Origin of the sequence: Streptomyces sp. 4F14, from assembly GCF_048159485.1 — a bacterium.
Classification (GTDB): domain Bacteria; phylum Actinomycetota; class Actinomycetes; order Streptomycetales; family Streptomycetaceae; genus Streptomyces.
The window spans coordinates 241,720-255,120 of sequence record NZ_JBLRVY010000004.1 but is presented as its reverse complement, the minus strand read 5'-3'; the positions used below and the strand labels follow the sequence as shown (position 1 = coordinate 255,120).

General features: G+C 72.3%; 17 protein-coding genes and 1 pseudogene. 10 read left to right on the top strand and 8 right to left on the bottom strand.

Annotation, left to right across the window (positions count from 1 at the left end; translation table 11 throughout):
• Positions 1 to 28 precede the first annotated feature (28 nt).
• From ACLZOT_RS08240 to ACLZOT_RS08230, 3 genes are read left to right on the top strand one after another with little or no spacing between them, the layout of a single operon-like run.
• Positions 29 to 679, top strand: a complete 651-nt coding sequence (locus ACLZOT_RS08240) for a hypothetical protein (RefSeq protein ID WP_416968094.1) — start codon at positions 29 to 31, stop codon at positions 677 to 679.
• Between the two features lie 3 nt (positions 680 to 682).
• The gene (locus tag ACLZOT_RS08235) at positions 683 to 1,552 is read left to right on the top strand and encodes a glycine betaine ABC transporter substrate-binding protein (protein WP_416968093.1); all 870 of its coding nucleotides are present in this window, start codon (positions 683 to 685) and stop codon (positions 1,550 to 1,552) included.
• Positions 1,553 to 1,586: 34 nt separating this feature from the next.
• Complete coding sequence (locus ACLZOT_RS08230) at positions 1,587 to 1,949, top strand: hypothetical protein (RefSeq protein ID WP_416968092.1); 363 nt, start codon at positions 1,587 to 1,589, stop codon at positions 1,947 to 1,949.
• Here ACLZOT_RS08230 and ACLZOT_RS08225 read toward each other — a convergent pair.
• A complete protein-coding gene (locus ACLZOT_RS08225; protein WP_416968091.1) occupies positions 1,939 to 2,676 on the bottom strand; it encodes a response regulator transcription factor in 738 nt (245 codons plus the stop codon). The genes ACLZOT_RS08230 and ACLZOT_RS08225 overlap by 11 nt on opposite strands.
• A 188-nt stretch (positions 2,677 to 2,864) precedes the next feature.
• Between ACLZOT_RS08225 and ACLZOT_RS08220 the strand changes: the two genes are divergently transcribed.
• Positions 2,865 to 3,752 carry a helix-turn-helix transcriptional regulator gene (locus ACLZOT_RS08220; protein WP_416968090.1) on the top strand — a complete coding sequence of 296 codons (888 nt, stop codon included), beginning with the start codon at positions 2,865 to 2,867 and terminating at the stop codon, positions 3,750 to 3,752.
• 22 nt (positions 3,753 to 3,774) lie between these two features.
• Here the strand turns inward: ACLZOT_RS08220 and ACLZOT_RS08215 are convergent.
• Positions 3,775 to 4,569: pseudogene (locus ACLZOT_RS08215) on the bottom strand (MFS transporter); the annotation flags it as partial.
• A gap of 316 nt (positions 4,570 to 4,885) precedes the next feature.
• Between ACLZOT_RS08215 and ACLZOT_RS08210 the strand changes: the two are divergent.
• Positions 4,886 to 5,905 (top strand): aldo/keto reductase, encoded by a 1,020-nt coding sequence (locus ACLZOT_RS08210; RefSeq protein ID WP_416968089.1) that lies wholly within the window; start codon positions 4,886 to 4,888, stop codon positions 5,903 to 5,905.
• Between the two features lie 9 nt (positions 5,906 to 5,914).
• Here ACLZOT_RS08210 and ACLZOT_RS08205 read toward each other — a convergent pair whose 3' ends face one another.
• The gene (locus ACLZOT_RS08205; RefSeq protein ID WP_416968088.1) at positions 5,915 to 6,154 is read right to left on the bottom strand and encodes a hypothetical protein; all 240 of its coding nucleotides are present in this window, start codon (positions 6,152 to 6,154) and stop codon (positions 5,915 to 5,917) included.
• A gap of 329 nt (positions 6,155 to 6,483) precedes the next feature.
• The gene (locus ACLZOT_RS08200) at positions 6,484 to 6,957 is read right to left on the bottom strand and encodes an NADAR family protein (protein ID WP_416968087.1); all 474 of its coding nucleotides are present in this window, start codon (positions 6,955 to 6,957) and stop codon (positions 6,484 to 6,486) included.
• 123 nt (positions 6,958 to 7,080) lie between these two features.
• Between ACLZOT_RS08200 and ACLZOT_RS08195 the strand changes: the two genes are divergently transcribed.
• Positions 7,081 to 8,091: a S66 peptidase family protein gene (locus ACLZOT_RS08195; RefSeq protein ID WP_416968086.1), complete on the top strand. Its 1,011-nt coding sequence runs from the start codon at positions 7,081 to 7,083 to the stop codon at positions 8,089 to 8,091.
• Here ACLZOT_RS08195 and ACLZOT_RS08190 read toward each other — a convergent pair.
• From ACLZOT_RS08190 to ACLZOT_RS08180, 3 genes are all read right to left on the bottom strand, one after another.
• Entirely contained in the window at positions 8,088 to 8,591 is a 504-nt protein-coding gene (locus ACLZOT_RS08190; protein WP_416968085.1) for a hypothetical protein, read from the bottom strand. The two genes, ACLZOT_RS08195 and ACLZOT_RS08190, sit on opposite strands and share 4 nt — an antisense overlap.
• Entirely contained in the window at positions 8,591 to 8,983 is a 393-nt protein-coding gene (locus ACLZOT_RS08185) for a helix-turn-helix domain-containing protein (RefSeq protein WP_416968084.1), read from the bottom strand. Before ACLZOT_RS08185 ends, ACLZOT_RS08190 begins: the two co-directional genes overlap by 1 nt.
• 87 nt (positions 8,984 to 9,070) lie before the next feature.
• Complete coding sequence (locus ACLZOT_RS08180) at positions 9,071 to 9,865, bottom strand: SDR family oxidoreductase (protein ID WP_416968083.1); 795 nt, start codon at positions 9,863 to 9,865, stop codon at positions 9,071 to 9,073.
• A gap of 111 nt (positions 9,866 to 9,976) precedes the next feature.
• Here ACLZOT_RS08180 and ACLZOT_RS08175 point away from each other — a divergent pair, with 111 nt between their 5' ends.
• Together ACLZOT_RS08175 and ACLZOT_RS08170 are read left to right on the top strand one after the other, a co-directional pair.
• Positions 9,977 to 10,861, top strand: a complete 885-nt coding sequence (locus ACLZOT_RS08175) for an aldo/keto reductase (protein WP_416968082.1) — start codon at positions 9,977 to 9,979, stop codon at positions 10,859 to 10,861.
• Between the two features lie 106 nt (positions 10,862 to 10,967).
• Entirely contained in the window at positions 10,968 to 11,336 is a 369-nt protein-coding gene (locus ACLZOT_RS08170; RefSeq protein ID WP_416968081.1) for a cytidine deaminase family protein, read from the top strand.
• A gap of 1 nt (position 11,337) precedes the next feature.
• On the opposite strand, the gene ACLZOT_RS08165 is transcribed toward ACLZOT_RS08170, so the two are convergent.
• On the bottom strand, positions 11,338 to 11,913 hold the full coding sequence (locus ACLZOT_RS08165; protein WP_416968080.1) for a TetR/AcrR family transcriptional regulator: 576 nt from the start codon (positions 11,911 to 11,913) through the stop codon (positions 11,338 to 11,340).
• A gap of 136 nt (positions 11,914 to 12,049) precedes the next feature.
• Here ACLZOT_RS08165 and ACLZOT_RS08160 point away from each other — a divergent pair, with 136 nt between their 5' ends.
• Together ACLZOT_RS08160 and ACLZOT_RS08155 are read left to right on the top strand one after the other, a co-directional pair.
• Entirely contained in the window at positions 12,050 to 12,814 is a 765-nt protein-coding gene (locus ACLZOT_RS08160) for an NADPH-dependent F420 reductase (protein WP_416968079.1), read from the top strand.
• A 32-nt stretch (positions 12,815 to 12,846) separates the two neighbouring features.
• Positions 12,847 to 13,353: a GNAT family N-acetyltransferase gene (locus tag ACLZOT_RS08155; protein ID WP_416968078.1), complete on the top strand. Its 507-nt coding sequence runs from the start codon at positions 12,847 to 12,849 to the stop codon at positions 13,351 to 13,353.
• Positions 13,354 to 13,401 lie beyond the last annotated feature (48 nt).

The window sequence follows — 13,401 nt, the reverse complement described above, 5'->3', positions numbered from 1 at the left end:
CGGAACCCCCCTCCGAAAGGAATCGGCCATGGAATTCGTGCGCCGTAGGCCCCGGGCCGTCAAGCGAATGCTGGGCGCCGCCGGAGCGGCCGCCGCCCTCGCGGTGGCCACCACGGTGATCGTGGCCCCCCAGGCGTCCGCCGAGGACAAGCCGAGCGTCGCCGAGCTGCTGAAGCAGTGCAACACCACGAGCAGCCTGTGCAAGTTCCACCCGCAGCGGAGCACGGAGTACATCGGACCGAACCACCTGGTCGGCGCCATCACCTACAACTGTGCGGGCGGCGGCGAGAAGAGCGTCGGCGGCGAGGACCAGACCACCTCCAGCGACTCCGTCGGTGTCGCGATCACCACCACCGCCGGGTTCGAGGGCGTCTTCGAGGTCAGCTTCGAGGCGAGCTACAACCACACGTGGGAGCGCAGCCACACCGACAAGGAGGAGTTCAAGAAGAACCTCGACTCCTTCGAGAAGGGCTGGGTCGAGAGGGGAACCCCCAAGGACAAGGTCCTCGGCTGGTACGAGATCCAGTTCAAGAAGCGCTATTACGGCCACTTCGACTGGCGGATCACCAACTACGAGGAGTCCGGTTTCGACACGGCCCGCCCGTCCGCCGGTTATGTCAATCTCCTCAAGGCGCCGATGACGGCGAAAGAGAAGCACGACCACTGCCACGTGGGCTGACCCGTGACCGCGACACCCCTCCGGGCCGCCGCCCTCGCCGTCTGCTCCCTCGCCGCCCTCACCGCCTGCACGGTCGGCGGGAACGACACCTCCGGCAGCGCGAGCGACCACGCGGACTGCGTACGGCCCATCGTGATCGGCGCCGACACCTCGGCCGAGAGCCAGGTCGTCGCGGCCCTCTACGGGGAACTCCTCAGCTCGGCCGGGGAAGGGGTGCGGATGTCGGCCACCCGGTACGCGTCCGCCCCCGACACCGTCCACGCCGTGGTGGAGGGCGACCTCGACCTCGCCCCGGCGTACGAGAGCACCACCCTCGGCGCACTCCCACGCGCCCAGACCGTCCCCGGCGACATGGACACCACGCTCAGCATGGCCCTGCCGCCGGGGATCGACGCCCTGCCCCCGGCGGCGGCCCAGCGAGGCGTCGTCCTCACCGTCACCCGGGACGACGCCGGCCGCCACGGGCTGCGGACCGTCGCCGACCTGGCCAAGATGCCCGGCCGCGTCACCCTCGGCGGCGCGGCGGCGACAGCACCGGACGCCCCCTCGGCCGTACGGCTCCGGCAGACCTACGGCGTCACCCTGACCCCGGACGGCGCGTCGGACACGGCGGACGTCCAGATCCTGCACAGCACGGATCCCCGGGGCGGCCGGGTCGTGCTCGGCGACCCCCGGGGCGTCGTCCCGCCGGAACACGTCTTCCCCCTGATCAGCGCGCCGTGTGCCCGTCCCGACGGCAGAGCGGTCCTGGCCCGGCTCGGCAGCGCGCTGACGACCGGCCGGCTCTCCGAACTCGCCGCGTCCGTGGCGGCGGGGCGCACTCCTTCCCAGGCGGCGCGCGCGTGGCTGCACGCCGAGGGACTGCGCCCCTGAACCCCCTCCTCCTACGCAAGAAAGCGGTAACTCGATGAACGTCAAGCGCAAGGTGACCATGGCGGTACTGACCGGGGCCGCCGTGCTCGGCGGACTGGCGGCGCCCGCGACGGCCTCGGCCGCCGACAAGTTCGCCCAGATCCAGCTCTGCAACCACTCGAACGAACAGGTCAAGTTCTTCATCGTCGGCGGCAACCAGCACCAGGAGTGGGGCGGCTCGCGCTTCTGGGAAGCGGCCCCCCACACCTGCGCCCTCGCCAAGGACTACTGGTGGAAGCTGGGCGAGTCGGTCGAACTGCACCACCGCAAGCCCAGCACGGGCTGGCGCACGGACCTGCGGCTGCTCCCGGCCAACGGCAACCCCAACGGCAGCACCGTCACCCTCGTCATCGGCTGAACACCCCGTCCGTACGGGCCGGCGCGGGCTCCCCGCCGCACACCATGTAGCCCGCGCCGCGCACCGTCCGGATCAGGGACCGGCACGAGTCGTCCAGCTTGCGCCGCAGCGTGTAGACGTACGTCTCCACGACCCCCGACTCGCCCTCGAAGCCGTAGTTCCACACGACGTCCAGGATCTCCCCCTTGGAGATCACCCTCCCCGCGTTGTCCATGAGCAGCCTCAGCAGCGCGAACTCGGTCGCCGAGAGCGCCACCGTACGGCCGTGCAGCCACACCTCGCGCGAGCGCACGTCCAGTTCGAGCCCGGCCGCCCGCAGCCGCCCGGCAGCCGGCACCCCGCGCCGCGAACGCCGGATCAGCGCCCGGATCCGCGCGCTCAGCTCGGTCAGGTCGGCCGGCGCGGTCACGTAGTCGTCGCCGCCCATCGCCAGCGCGTGGCACTTGTCCTCGACGGCTCGGCGCGCGCTCAGGAACAGCACCGGGGTGTCCACCCCGGCCTCCCGCAGCCGCCGGCAGACCTCGAACCCGCTCAGGTCGGGCAGGTCCGTGTCCAGCAGCACGACGTCCGGATCCCGGCGGCGCAGCTCCCCGACCGTCTCCGCCGCCGTCCCCACCGCGTGCGCGTCCAGGCCGAGGAAACGCAGCGCCGTGACGAGCGCGGCGGAATCCGCCCCCCGGCTCACCAGGACGCAGGGACGGTCGGGTACGCACGGTTCGTTGTTCATGCCTGGCGCTCTCTCGCTCGGTGACCTGTCATGTCGAGCCCCCCTCGCACCCAGCCTGACCAGCGAAGAGTTGTCTACGAAGCCCCTGTGGTCACCGTGGACAACTCCGCGGCCGTGCCGGTCAGGGGGAGTCACAGGGCCCCTCACCCGGCCGCCACACAGGCCGCCGCTTGTCCACACTGGAGGGCATGACATCCGAGACCGTCGGCGGCACCGAGCTGGGCCGCTTCCTGCGGGCCCGGCGCGCTCGGCTGACGCCCACCGAGGCCGGACTCGCGGCCGGCACCGGCGTACGGCGCACGCCGGGCCTGCGCCGCGAGGAACTGGCCACCCTCTCCGGCATCAGCGTCGACTACTACACGCGCCTCGAACGGGGCCGGGAGAGCCGCCCGAGCCCCTCCGTCGTCGACGCGCTCGCCCGCGCCCTGCGGCTGGAGGACGACGAACACCGGCACCTGCGCACCCTGGCCCAGCTCGCCTCCCGCAGGACACCCCCGGCACCCGGCGTCCCCGCGCGCACCGTCCGCCCCGGCATGAAGCTGATGCTGGAGGCGCTGCGGCCCAACCCGGCGTACCTCGTCAGCCGCACCAACGACCTGCTCGCGGCCAACCCCAGCGGGCTGCGGTTGCTCGCCGGCATGGAGGACTACCCCGTCACACAGCGCAACATCGCCCGGTACGTCTTCCTCCACCCCACCGCGCGCACCCTGTTCGACGACTGGAACAACCAGGTCCGAGGCTGCGTCGCCCGCCTCAGGGCCCTGGCAGGCGCCGACCCGGACGCCCCCGACCTGACCCGGCTCGCCGGCGAACTCCTCCTCAAGAGCCCGGAGTTCGCCCGCCTGTGGGAACGGTACGACGTGAAGGCGCGCAGCCACGGCCGCAAGACCTTCCACCACCCGGACGTCGGCGACCTCACGCTCGGCTACCAGTCCCTGCACCTGGAAGGCACACCGGGACAACGCCTCCTCGCCTACCACTGCGAACCGGGGAGCGCGGAACACGACGCCGTGACGCTGCTGGACATGCTCGGCACCCGGCCCAGGACACCCGAACCCCCGAATCCGGCGCCGTGAGGATGCTCAGGCTCAGCGCGCTGCCGAGCTGGTGGACGGTGTTGACCGGCCCCGACCCCGCGCCGACGTCGCCGGGAGCGACACCGGCGACACCGCTGGAGGTCAGCGGGGCCAGCGCCAGGCCCTGCCCCGCCCCGATCAACACCATCGGCAGCGCCACCCCCGTGGCGTACGGCGTGCCGAGGCCGAGGCGGCTGAGCCACACCATGCCCGCCGCCGTCAGGGCGACGCCCGTCACGAGCGTCACGGAGGCGCCGATCCGGTCGATGAGCCTCGGCACGCAGACGGCGAGGGCGAAGTTGACCAGCGTCATCGGCAGGAAGGACAGCCCGGCCCGGAGCGGCGTCCAGTCGTAGACGCTCTGCACGAACTGCGCGGTGAAGAAAAAGAACCCCGTCATGCCGCCCATGTAGAGCATCCGGGCCAGATAGGCGCCACCGCGCTCACGGCTGGCGAACAGGCGCAGCGGCACGATCGGCTGCGCGGCCCGGCGCTCGGCCAGGAGGAACAGGCCCAGCAGGACCGCCCCCGCCCCGAGCAGCACGAGGGTGGACGCCTCCACGATGCCCAGGACCAGCGAGGCCGCCCCCAGCGTCGCCAGCAGCGCGCCCAGCACGTCGAAGCGGCCCCGCTGCCGGACGGTCTCCGGAAGGAACCGCGCCGCCAGGGCGAACATGAGGACGCCGATCGGCACATTGAGGAGGAACCCGGCCCGCCAAGAGACCAGGTCCGCCACCAGCTCCCCGACGACCAGCCCGAGGGCGGCCCCGACCAGCAGCGAGGCGACGGAGAACACGACCAGCGAGAGCAGGAACATCCGGCGGTGCCCGAACAGGTCACCGGTCCGGGCGCCCAGGAGCAGCAGGCCGCCGAAGGCCGGGAGGCTGACGCAGATGATCGCGAGGATCAGGGCGGGGCGGGCCGGGACGGGCGCGTCCGACGCCTGCTCGCCCGCTGCGCGCACGGGTGCTGAACGCACGTTCTTCCTTCGGTTGCGGGGTTCGGTCCCTCCATGCAACGCCCCCTCGCGTGCGGGTGGCAGTGCCTGCTGTCAGGGGGAGTGACAGTGCCTCCCAGAAGATCGCCGGCCGACCTACGGTGAGGAGTCGACACCACACGACGGGAGCAGTGACATGCAGTACCGACCGCTCGGCCGCACCGGCGTCCAGGTCAGCCCGCTCTGCCTGGGCGCGATGATGTTCGGCCCCTGGGGCAACCAGGACGAGACCGACTCCGTACGGATCATCCATCGCGCCCTCGACGCCGGCATCAACTTTGTCGACACCGCCGATGTGTATTCCGGCGGCGTCTCGGAGGAGATCGTCGGGAAGGCGCTCAAGGGGCGGCGCGACGACGTGTTCCTCGCGACCAAGTTCTTCATGCCGATGAGCCAGGACGACCCCAACCACCGGGGCGGATCCCGGCGTTGGATCATGCGCGCGGTCGAGGACTCGCTGCGCCGGCTCGGCACCGACCACCTCGACCTCTACCAGGTCCACCGGCCCAGCCCCGACACCGACGTCGCCGAGACCCTCGGCGCCCTCTCCGACCTCGTCCGCCAGGGCAAGGTCCGCTACCTCGGCTCCTCCTCGTACTCCGGCTCGCAGATCGTCGAGGCCCAGTGGACCGCGCGGGAACGGCACCTGGAACGGTTCGTGACCGAGCAGCCGCCGTACTCGGTCCTCGTGCGCGGCATCGAGGAGGACGTGCTGCCCGCCGTCCGCCGCCACGGCATGGGCACGCTCACCTACAGCCCGCTGTCCGGCGGCTGGCTCTCCGGGCGCTACCGCAAGAACGCCGACGAAGGCCCCGCCTCCGCGGCACGCCCGCGAGCCCGCTTCGACATGAGCACCCCCGCCAATCAGCGCAAGCTCGACGCCGTCGAGCAGCTCGCGCTCCTCGCGGAGAAGGCCGGCCTCACCCTGATCGAGCTCGCCGTCGCCTTCGTGATCAACCATCCCGGCGTCACCTCGGCGATCATCGGCCCCCGCACGATGCAGCAACTGGAGGCGTTCCTCCCGGCCGCGGACGTCACCCTCACGCCCGAACTTCTCGACAGCATCGACGAGATCGTGGCCCCCGGCGTGACCGTCAACCCCGTCGACAACAGCTACGGCGACTTCGACCTGCGGGCGGACCAGCGGCGACGCTGACCCGGCTCGTCAGTGACCGAGCGCGGAGAGGCCGATCTTTCCGCGCTGCACCTGGGAGTGGGGCGGGGCGTTCAGGCCGCCGTCGATGACGTACAACTCGTCACCGCGCACCGCCGTGGCGCTGGGGGAGGCGAGGCCGCCGGACGCGGTCAGGACGGTCCGGATCCTGCCGTCCGGGTAGATCACGGACACCTGGCCCGGCACGTTCTGCGAGGCGGCGGTACGGCCTGCACCTCTCCGACCCCTCACCGGACAGCACCTGGGCCGTCCACTTCCCCCGGCTCGTTCCGACGGCCCCCTCCTTGACGCCCTTGCCACCGGCAACGCGCCCGAGGGCCTGCTCGCCCTTCGGCGCGGAGCCCGGCGAGGAGTGGGAAGAAGAGCTCGCCGTGATCGAACACCCCGGACTCCGCGCCCACCTCGGCTATTTCTGCACCGCCGGCGAAGAGGGTTTGATGCCCTGGGCCGATGAAGAGGCCGCGGCCCGTTGGCGTGTGTGACGGGCACGGCCGGCTCGACATCCGGGTCGTCCGGCTCAGGGACCGCGCCCGTCCGGCACGGGCTGACCCGGCAGGGGATCACCGCCCCGCGCGGCGGCCGTCCCCCTCGGGGGCTTCGGCGCGCAACTGGCCGCGCGTACGCACCAGAATCCGCCCGAGCATGTTCTTGCCGTTCCCGGTCCTGCCCCGCCCCCAGTAGTGATCGGCGGTGGTGTCCTCGACGATCTCCTCGTCGCCGGTCGACAGCAGAACGTCCCGGATGTCGGCGTGCGCACGGAACTTCGCGGCCACCGCGCGGCGCATCACATCGTCTTTGACCCGCTCCCAGTCCCTCCGCAGCGGCCGGGACGCGTCACGGCCCAGCTCCGCCGCCCGCAACGGCGTCCGCGCACGCCGGACGAGATCCGCGTGCCGGGTGCCCTTGAACTTCTGCGCCTGGAAGTAGTGCTCCGAGGTCGGCCACCAGACCCCGTCGAGGTCGAAGCCGTGATCGGAGAAGTTCGAGAAGCACCCGTACGGGACTTCGTCGGCGCCATAGAAGTAGATCGTCACGGGAACCTCACAGATGTCACGGAAACCCGCACGATGTCAGGCGGGCCCCAGCCCCCACAACCCGTTTTGACCGGCGGGCGAAAATGCGTGGCCCGTTGCCGGAGGCGTCGGGATACTGCCGCGGTGATCAGTACCCAACTGCCTCAGCTGCTGCGGCCCCGTGCCCTCGGACCCGGGGATCTCGTCGTCGTCGCGGCACTGTCCGGGCCGCTCGACGCCCGGTACGCCCCCGACCTCCGGCGGGCGGTGGCCGAGATCGAGCGGATGGGGTTCCGGGTACGCCTGGCGCCGCTCCTCGAAGCCGGGCGGCGGCGCTGGTGGAGCGCGGCGCGGCCGGAGGAGATCGCCGAGGAGTTCAACGGTCTGCTGCGTGATCCCGAGGTGCGCGCGATCGTCGCGCACGACGGCGGCCAGACGGTCTTCGGCTACCTCGACCTGATCGACTTCGACGCGATCAGGGCCGACCCCAAGCCGATCCTCGGCTACAGCGACATCTCACTGCTGCACCTGGTGCTCCACGCCCGCACGGGCCTGGTCGGGTTCCACGCCGACGTGGCCACGCCCGGCCTCGGAGGGCACTGGCAACGAGTGTCCGCCGCCCGCCGGGACGAACTGGGGAAGCTGTACGCGACGCTGCTGACCGGCACGGAGCCGCTCGGCGCGCTGCCCACCGGCCCGTCGTGGGAGTGCTGGCGTCCCGGGCGTGCCGAAGGCCCGCTGATCGGCGGGGTCATCAACCGCGTCGTGCTGGCACAAGCGACCCCCTTCGCGCTCCCGCTCGAACGCTTCGACGGCGCCGTGCTGTTCTGGGAGGAACTGGGCGGCCAGGCGTCGCACGTGTGGACCTACCTGCACATCCTGCGGCACAGCGGCGTTCTCGACCGGATCGGCGGCATGGTCGTGGGCGTTCCCCAGGCGATCGACGGCCTCGGCTCGCCCGACGGCCCCCCGAACCTCGCCGAGATCGTCCTCGACGTCCTCGGCGACCGCGACATCCCGGTCCTGGGCAACGTCGACATCGGACACGCGGGCCCGAACCTGCCGATGCCGCTCGGCATCCGCGCCGCCCTCGACGCGCAGAAACGGACGCTGTCGCTGCTCGAACCGGCGGTGCGGCCACGCACGGACGGCTAGCGCCTCGCCGCCGACGGACACGCCGCGTCCTGCCCGGTCCCCGCCATGGTGTCGAGGAGGACCAGCTTGTCGTGGTCGGGGGTGCCGGGCTCGGCGTAGTAGACGACGAGGCGCTGGGTGTGGGTGCCCTCGATCTCCATCTTCTGGTAGCCGGGCGTGAGGTCGCCGACCTCGGGGTGGTGGAAGGTCTTGCTGCCGTGGGTGTGGATCCGTACGTCGTACCGCTCCCACAGGTCGGTGAACTCCTGGCTCTCACCGAGGAGTTCGTCGATGAGCGCGGCCAGCCCGGGGGCGGCGGGCTCCAGGCTGTGCAGGGAGCGGAGCCGGCCGACGGCGGCGCGGATCTGGTCGTGCCAGTCGTCGAACAGTGTGCGGGCCTGCGGGTGGAGGAAGACGTAGCGGACGACGTTGCGGCGGTCGGCGGGCCAGTCCGCCAGCCCGGCGAACAGCCGTAGCCCGCCCGGCGTGCAGGCGAGGACGTCCATGGTGCGGCTGAGCACTACGCGGGGAACGGCCGCAGCCGCTCCAGCAGCAGACCGACCCCCGGCAGGATCGTCTCCGGCGCTGTGGCCGGGGGTTTGAGGTCGGCCGCGCCGGCCGCCCGGGCGACGAGGACCCGCAGATGCTCGTGCTCGGCCGCGTCCAGCAGCAGGGCCCGCGCGAGGGCGTCGACGACGGCGGGGCTGGGGTGCGTCTCCTTGCCCCGCTCCAGACGGACGTAGTAGTCGACACTCACCCCGGCGAGCGTGGCCAGCTCCTCCCGCCGCAGCCCCGGAGTACGCCGCAGCCCCGGCCCGACCGGCAGCCCGGCCGCCTCAGGAGTGACCCCTTCCCGGTGGGCCCGCAGAAAGATCCCGAGCCCTGTCCCACCGCTGCCGCTCGAACGTGCCATGCACCCAGTGTGACAGGCGGTGCCTGTGTGTTCCTCCGCCGAGACATGGCGCTTCGCGGAACTGCGGCGCAGCGTACGGGAGCAGCGCTACCGGGCCGCCCGTCTCCTGGCGGCCTCCAGGTCGTCCCGTACTCGCTGCGGCTCCGTCGGCAGCGGCATGTTCGCCTCGTCGTGGACACCGTCCAGAGCATCCGGCGGGTCCTGGTCCAGAGCGGTGAACAGCGGACCGAGGCCGGCGGGCGCCGGGCCCCGCTCGGCGACCAGTTCGAAGGTCCGGCCCGTCGCCTCCGGCGAGCTGAGCGCGGACACCAGCACCCGGGCGATCTGCTCCCGGGCGATGACCCCGTCGGACGGGCTGCCGGAGCGGCGCGTGTCGCCCTGGAGGAGGACGAGGCGCTGCTCGCCGGGGTCGTTCATGTCGAACCAGCCGGGGCGGACGATCGTGTACGGCAGCCCGCTGGCCCGGACGAGCCGCTCGGAGCGGCGTTTCCAGTCGAGGAGGTGGCCGTAGGCGCTGCCCCGCGCGGTGACGCCGATCGCGGTCATCAGGGCGATGCGGGGACGCCGTCCGGCCAGGGCGTCCAGGAGGTTGCGGACGCCCGCGTAGTCGACCGTCTCGGGGGAGGAGCCCGCGCCGGAGCCGTGGGCGAGGACGATCGCGTCCACGCCGGCCACGGCGCCGGCCAGCGTCTCGGGCCGGGTGAGGTCACCGGTGACGAGGCCGACGCCCAGGGGGAGCCGGGCACGTACGGGATCGCGGACCAGGGCGCGCGTGGTGTGCCCGCGCGCCAGGCACTCGGCGACGACGAGCCGGCCGATGCTGCCGGTCGCGCCGACGACCAGCACGGTGAGGGGAGTCGGGGTCTTGGCTCGTGCGTTCATGTGCCCAGCCTGGAGCCGGCCGGGACGAGATGGCAGGCCGTGTCGTGCGGGGGAATGACACGGCCCCCCAGCCAGGTGGAAACCCGCGCGGACGGCGCGCACGATGGGGACATGACCATGATCACCCTCAACAACGGCGTCACCCTGCCCGCCCTCGGCTTCGGTGTCTTCCAGAGCCCCGCCGAGGAGACCGCCGCCGCCGTCGACACGGCCCTGCGCACCGGCTACCGGCACATCGACACCGCCGCCGCGTACTTCAACGAACGCCAGGTCGGCGAGGGCCTGCGCCGCTCCGGCGTCGACCGCGCCGACGTGTTCGTCGAGACGAAGATCTGGGTCTCCGACTACGGCTACGACCAGACGCTGCACGCCTTCGACAAGAGCGTCCGCAAACTCGGCACCGACCGGCTCGACCTGGTCCTCCTGCACCAGCCGGTGCCCGAGCGGTTCGACACCACCGTCGCCGCCTACACCGCGCTGGAGAAGCTGTACGAGGACGGCCGGGTCCGCGCGATCGGCGTCAGCAACTTCATGCCCCACCACCTCGCCGAACTCCTGCGCCGCACCAGCGTCGTCCCGGCCGTCAACCAGGTCGAGCTGCACCCCTACTTCACCCAGCCGGACGTCCAGAAGGCGAATGCCGAGCACGGCGTCCTCACCCAGGCGTGGTCCCCGATCGGCGGCATCACCTTCTACTGGGACAAGGACGGCACCGGCCGCAGCACCCTCCAGGACCCGGCGATCGGCGCCGTCGCGCGCGCCCACGGCAAGACACCCGCCCAGGTCATGCTGCGCTGGCACCTCCAGCGCGGCCGCAACGCCATCCCCAAGTCCACGAACCCGGCCCGGATCGCCGAGAACTTCGACGTCTTCGACTTCACCCTGACGGACACCGAACTCACCGCGCTCGACGCCCTCGACACGGGCGTACGCGGCGGGCCGGACCCCGACGTCACGGCGCCGGAGCGGTTCGAGGTCGTCATCCCGGAGGGGTAGACCCGAACGTTCCGAGCCCAGCAACATGGCGCAAAGCGCCGCCCCTCAGCCCCTGCCTGCGCAATCCGCTTGCGTGCACCCGCCCCCGACCGCGATCGTGGCCCACGTGGATCATGAACTTGTCGAAGCCGCCGCCCACCTCGCCCGCACCCGCTGCCAGGGCGACAACCACACGATGGCGGCGGCGGCCCGGGCCTCCGACGGCCGGATCGTCACCGCGCTGAACGCCTACCACTTCACCGGCGGGCCCTGCGCCGAACTCGTCGTCATCGGTACGGCGGCCGCCCAGGGCGCCTACGACCTGCGGACGATCGTCGCCGTCGGGGACCGCGACCGGGGTGTCGTCCCGCCGTGCGGGCGCTGCCGGCAGGTCCTCCTGGACTACTTCCCCGGCATCGAGGTCATCGTCGGGGACCGGGCGCTGCCCATCGCCGACCTGCTGCCCGAGACCTACGTGTGGGCCGACCACCAGTAGCTCACCGCGTGCTGTAACCGGTCTCGATGAGCTGACGCAGGGTCGGCAGGGCGTCGTCGTCGACGGGGGCGCCCCGCGTCCAGGCGAGGAAGAGGGCGGCGAGGAAGAGGTCGTGGGCCCGGACCGTCGGGCGGGCCGTGCCGCGTTGCTGGGCGGCGGTGAGGAACTCGTCGGTGACGGCGAGGAGTTCGTGGCAGGAGACGGCGAGCGGCGAGTCGTCCTGGGTGAGGGCCGCGAGGACGGGCGCCGGCAGACCGGTGAAGGTGCCGAAGTACTTCTCCAGCGTCAGCAGCCACCGCCGCAGCCCCTCGTCGGGATCCTCGACGGCCCGCAACTCCTCGCGTCCGGCGAGGAGTTCACCCGCCGGGGTCTCCAGCGCCGCCGCGAGCAGCGCCTCCCGCGTCGGGAAGTGCCGGTACAGCGTGGCCGGACCGACCCCGGCGTCCCGCGCGATCGCTTCGAGCGAGGTCCCGGCGCCGCACTCCGCGAAGTGGCGCAGCGCCGTGTCGAGGATCCGGGCCCGGTTGCGCGCGGCGTCGGCGCGCGGCTTGCGGCATGTCGTCGGGGTGGTGTCCACGGGGTTCCTGTTCCTCTCGGGCGGCTCGAACCAGTCAACCATCACGCCAAACGGACGCACCCTCCACTTGTCGTGATAGAAGTGGAAGGTGCCTCCGGATAATCGTCCGGGCCACCGACACCTTATGGAGTACGCCATGCCCCGCACCCTCGGCCTCATCGGCAGCGGAAACATCGGAACCGCCGTCGCCCGCCTGGCGATCACCGCCGGCTGGGACGTCGTCCTCAGCAACTCCCGAGGCCCCGAGACCCTCACCGACCTGGTCACCGACCTCGGCGACAAGGCCCGCGCCGCCACCCCCGCGGACGCCGCCCGCGCCGGGGACCTGGTCGTCGCGACCGTCCCCCTGTACGCGTACGACAAACTCCCCGTCGACGCGCTCGCCGGCAAGACGGTCCTCGACACCCTCAACTACTACCCCGCGCGCGACGGACGGATAGCCGAACTGGACGCGAACGACCTCACCAGCAGCGCCCTTCTCCAGCGGAGCCTCCCCGGCTCCCGGGTGGTGAAGGTGTTCAACAACATCGGCGCCCACCAGCTCTTCACCCTCGCCCGCCCCGCCGGCGCCCCCGACCGCAGCGCCCTGCCCATCGCCGGGGACGACCCGGCCGCCAAGAAGGAGGCCGCCGACCTCCTCGACGCTCTCGGCTGGGACGCCGTCGACACCGGCACCCTCGCCGAGAGCTGGCGCAGCGAGCCGGAGACCCCGGTCTACGTCAAGCCGTACGCGGGGGAGTCCCCGGCGGGCCTGTCCCCGCTGGAGTGGTTCGGCTGGATGCAGGGGACCCCCGGCGTCACCGTCCCCGCCGCCCGCGTCCGCGAACTCACCGAGTCCGCCGTACGCGGCCCCGCGGGCGGCGTCGTCCCGGAGGGTGCGACCTTCCCGGAAAGGCGGTAGAGCGCCCGCGGGGCCTGTGCTTCGATGCGGCGGTGAACACCGAGAACACGGTCAGACCCCGTACGGACGACGACCTCACCGCCTGCGCCGAGGCCCTCGCCGAGGTCCACCGGCACGACGGCTACCCCGTCAACTGGCCCGAGAACCCCGGCGATTGGCTGACCCGGGCGGCCGGGCTGGGCGCGTGGGTCGCCGTCCTCGACGGGCGGATCGCCGGTCACGTCGCCCTCGACCGCGGCGACGAGGACGACCTCGCCCCCGGCCTGTGGGGAGACACTGCCGCGACGGCCGTCGTCAGCCGCCTCTTCGTCGCCCCCGAGGCCCGCGGCCACGGCGTCGGTGTACGGCTCATGGAGCGAGCCGTCGCGGAGGCCCGTCGCCGCGATCTCCATCCGGTGCTCGACGTCGTGGCGAGCGATTCGGGAGCGGTGGCCCTGTACGAGCGGCTGGGGTGGAGGCTGCTGGCGACGGTCGAGCAGCGGTGGAGCCCGGAGCAGACGGTGACCGTGCGCTGTTACGCGGCGCCGGCCGCCGTCTGACACCGGGGCGGGCGGCGGCCGGAACACCGCCGCCCGCTCCGGTGCGGC

Excerpts from the sequence above, each read along its gene's own strand:
- ACLZOT_RS08225 (WP_416968091.1), bottom strand. The coding sequence starts at position 2,676 with ATGAACAACGAACCGTGCGTACCCGACCGTCCCTGCGTCCTGGTGAGC.
- ACLZOT_RS08160 (WP_416968079.1), top strand. The coding sequence starts at position 12,050 with ATGCCCCGCACCCTCGGCCTCATCGGCAGCGGAAACATCGGAACCGCC.
- ACLZOT_RS08210 (WP_416968089.1), top strand. The coding sequence starts at position 4,886 with ATGCAGTACCGACCGCTCGGCCGCACCGGCGTCCAGGTCAGCCCGCTC.
- ACLZOT_RS08230 (WP_416968092.1), top strand. The coding sequence starts at position 1,587 with ATGAACGTCAAGCGCAAGGTGACCATGGCGGTACTGACCGGGGCCGCC.
- ACLZOT_RS08180 (WP_416968083.1), bottom strand. The coding sequence starts at position 9,865 with ATGAACGCACGAGCCAAGACCCCGACTCCCCTCACCGTGCTGGTCGTC.
- ACLZOT_RS08175 (WP_416968082.1), top strand. The coding sequence starts at position 9,977 with ATGACCATGATCACCCTCAACAACGGCGTCACCCTGCCCGCCCTCGGC.
- ACLZOT_RS08220 (WP_416968090.1), top strand. The coding sequence starts at position 2,865 with ATGACATCCGAGACCGTCGGCGGCACCGAGCTGGGCCGCTTCCTGCGG.
- ACLZOT_RS08185 (WP_416968084.1), bottom strand. The coding sequence starts at position 8,983 with ATGGCACGTTCGAGCGGCAGCGGTGGGACAGGGCTCGGGATCTTTCTG.
- ACLZOT_RS08240 (WP_416968094.1), top strand. The coding sequence starts at position 29 with ATGGAATTCGTGCGCCGTAGGCCCCGGGCCGTCAAGCGAATGCTGGGC.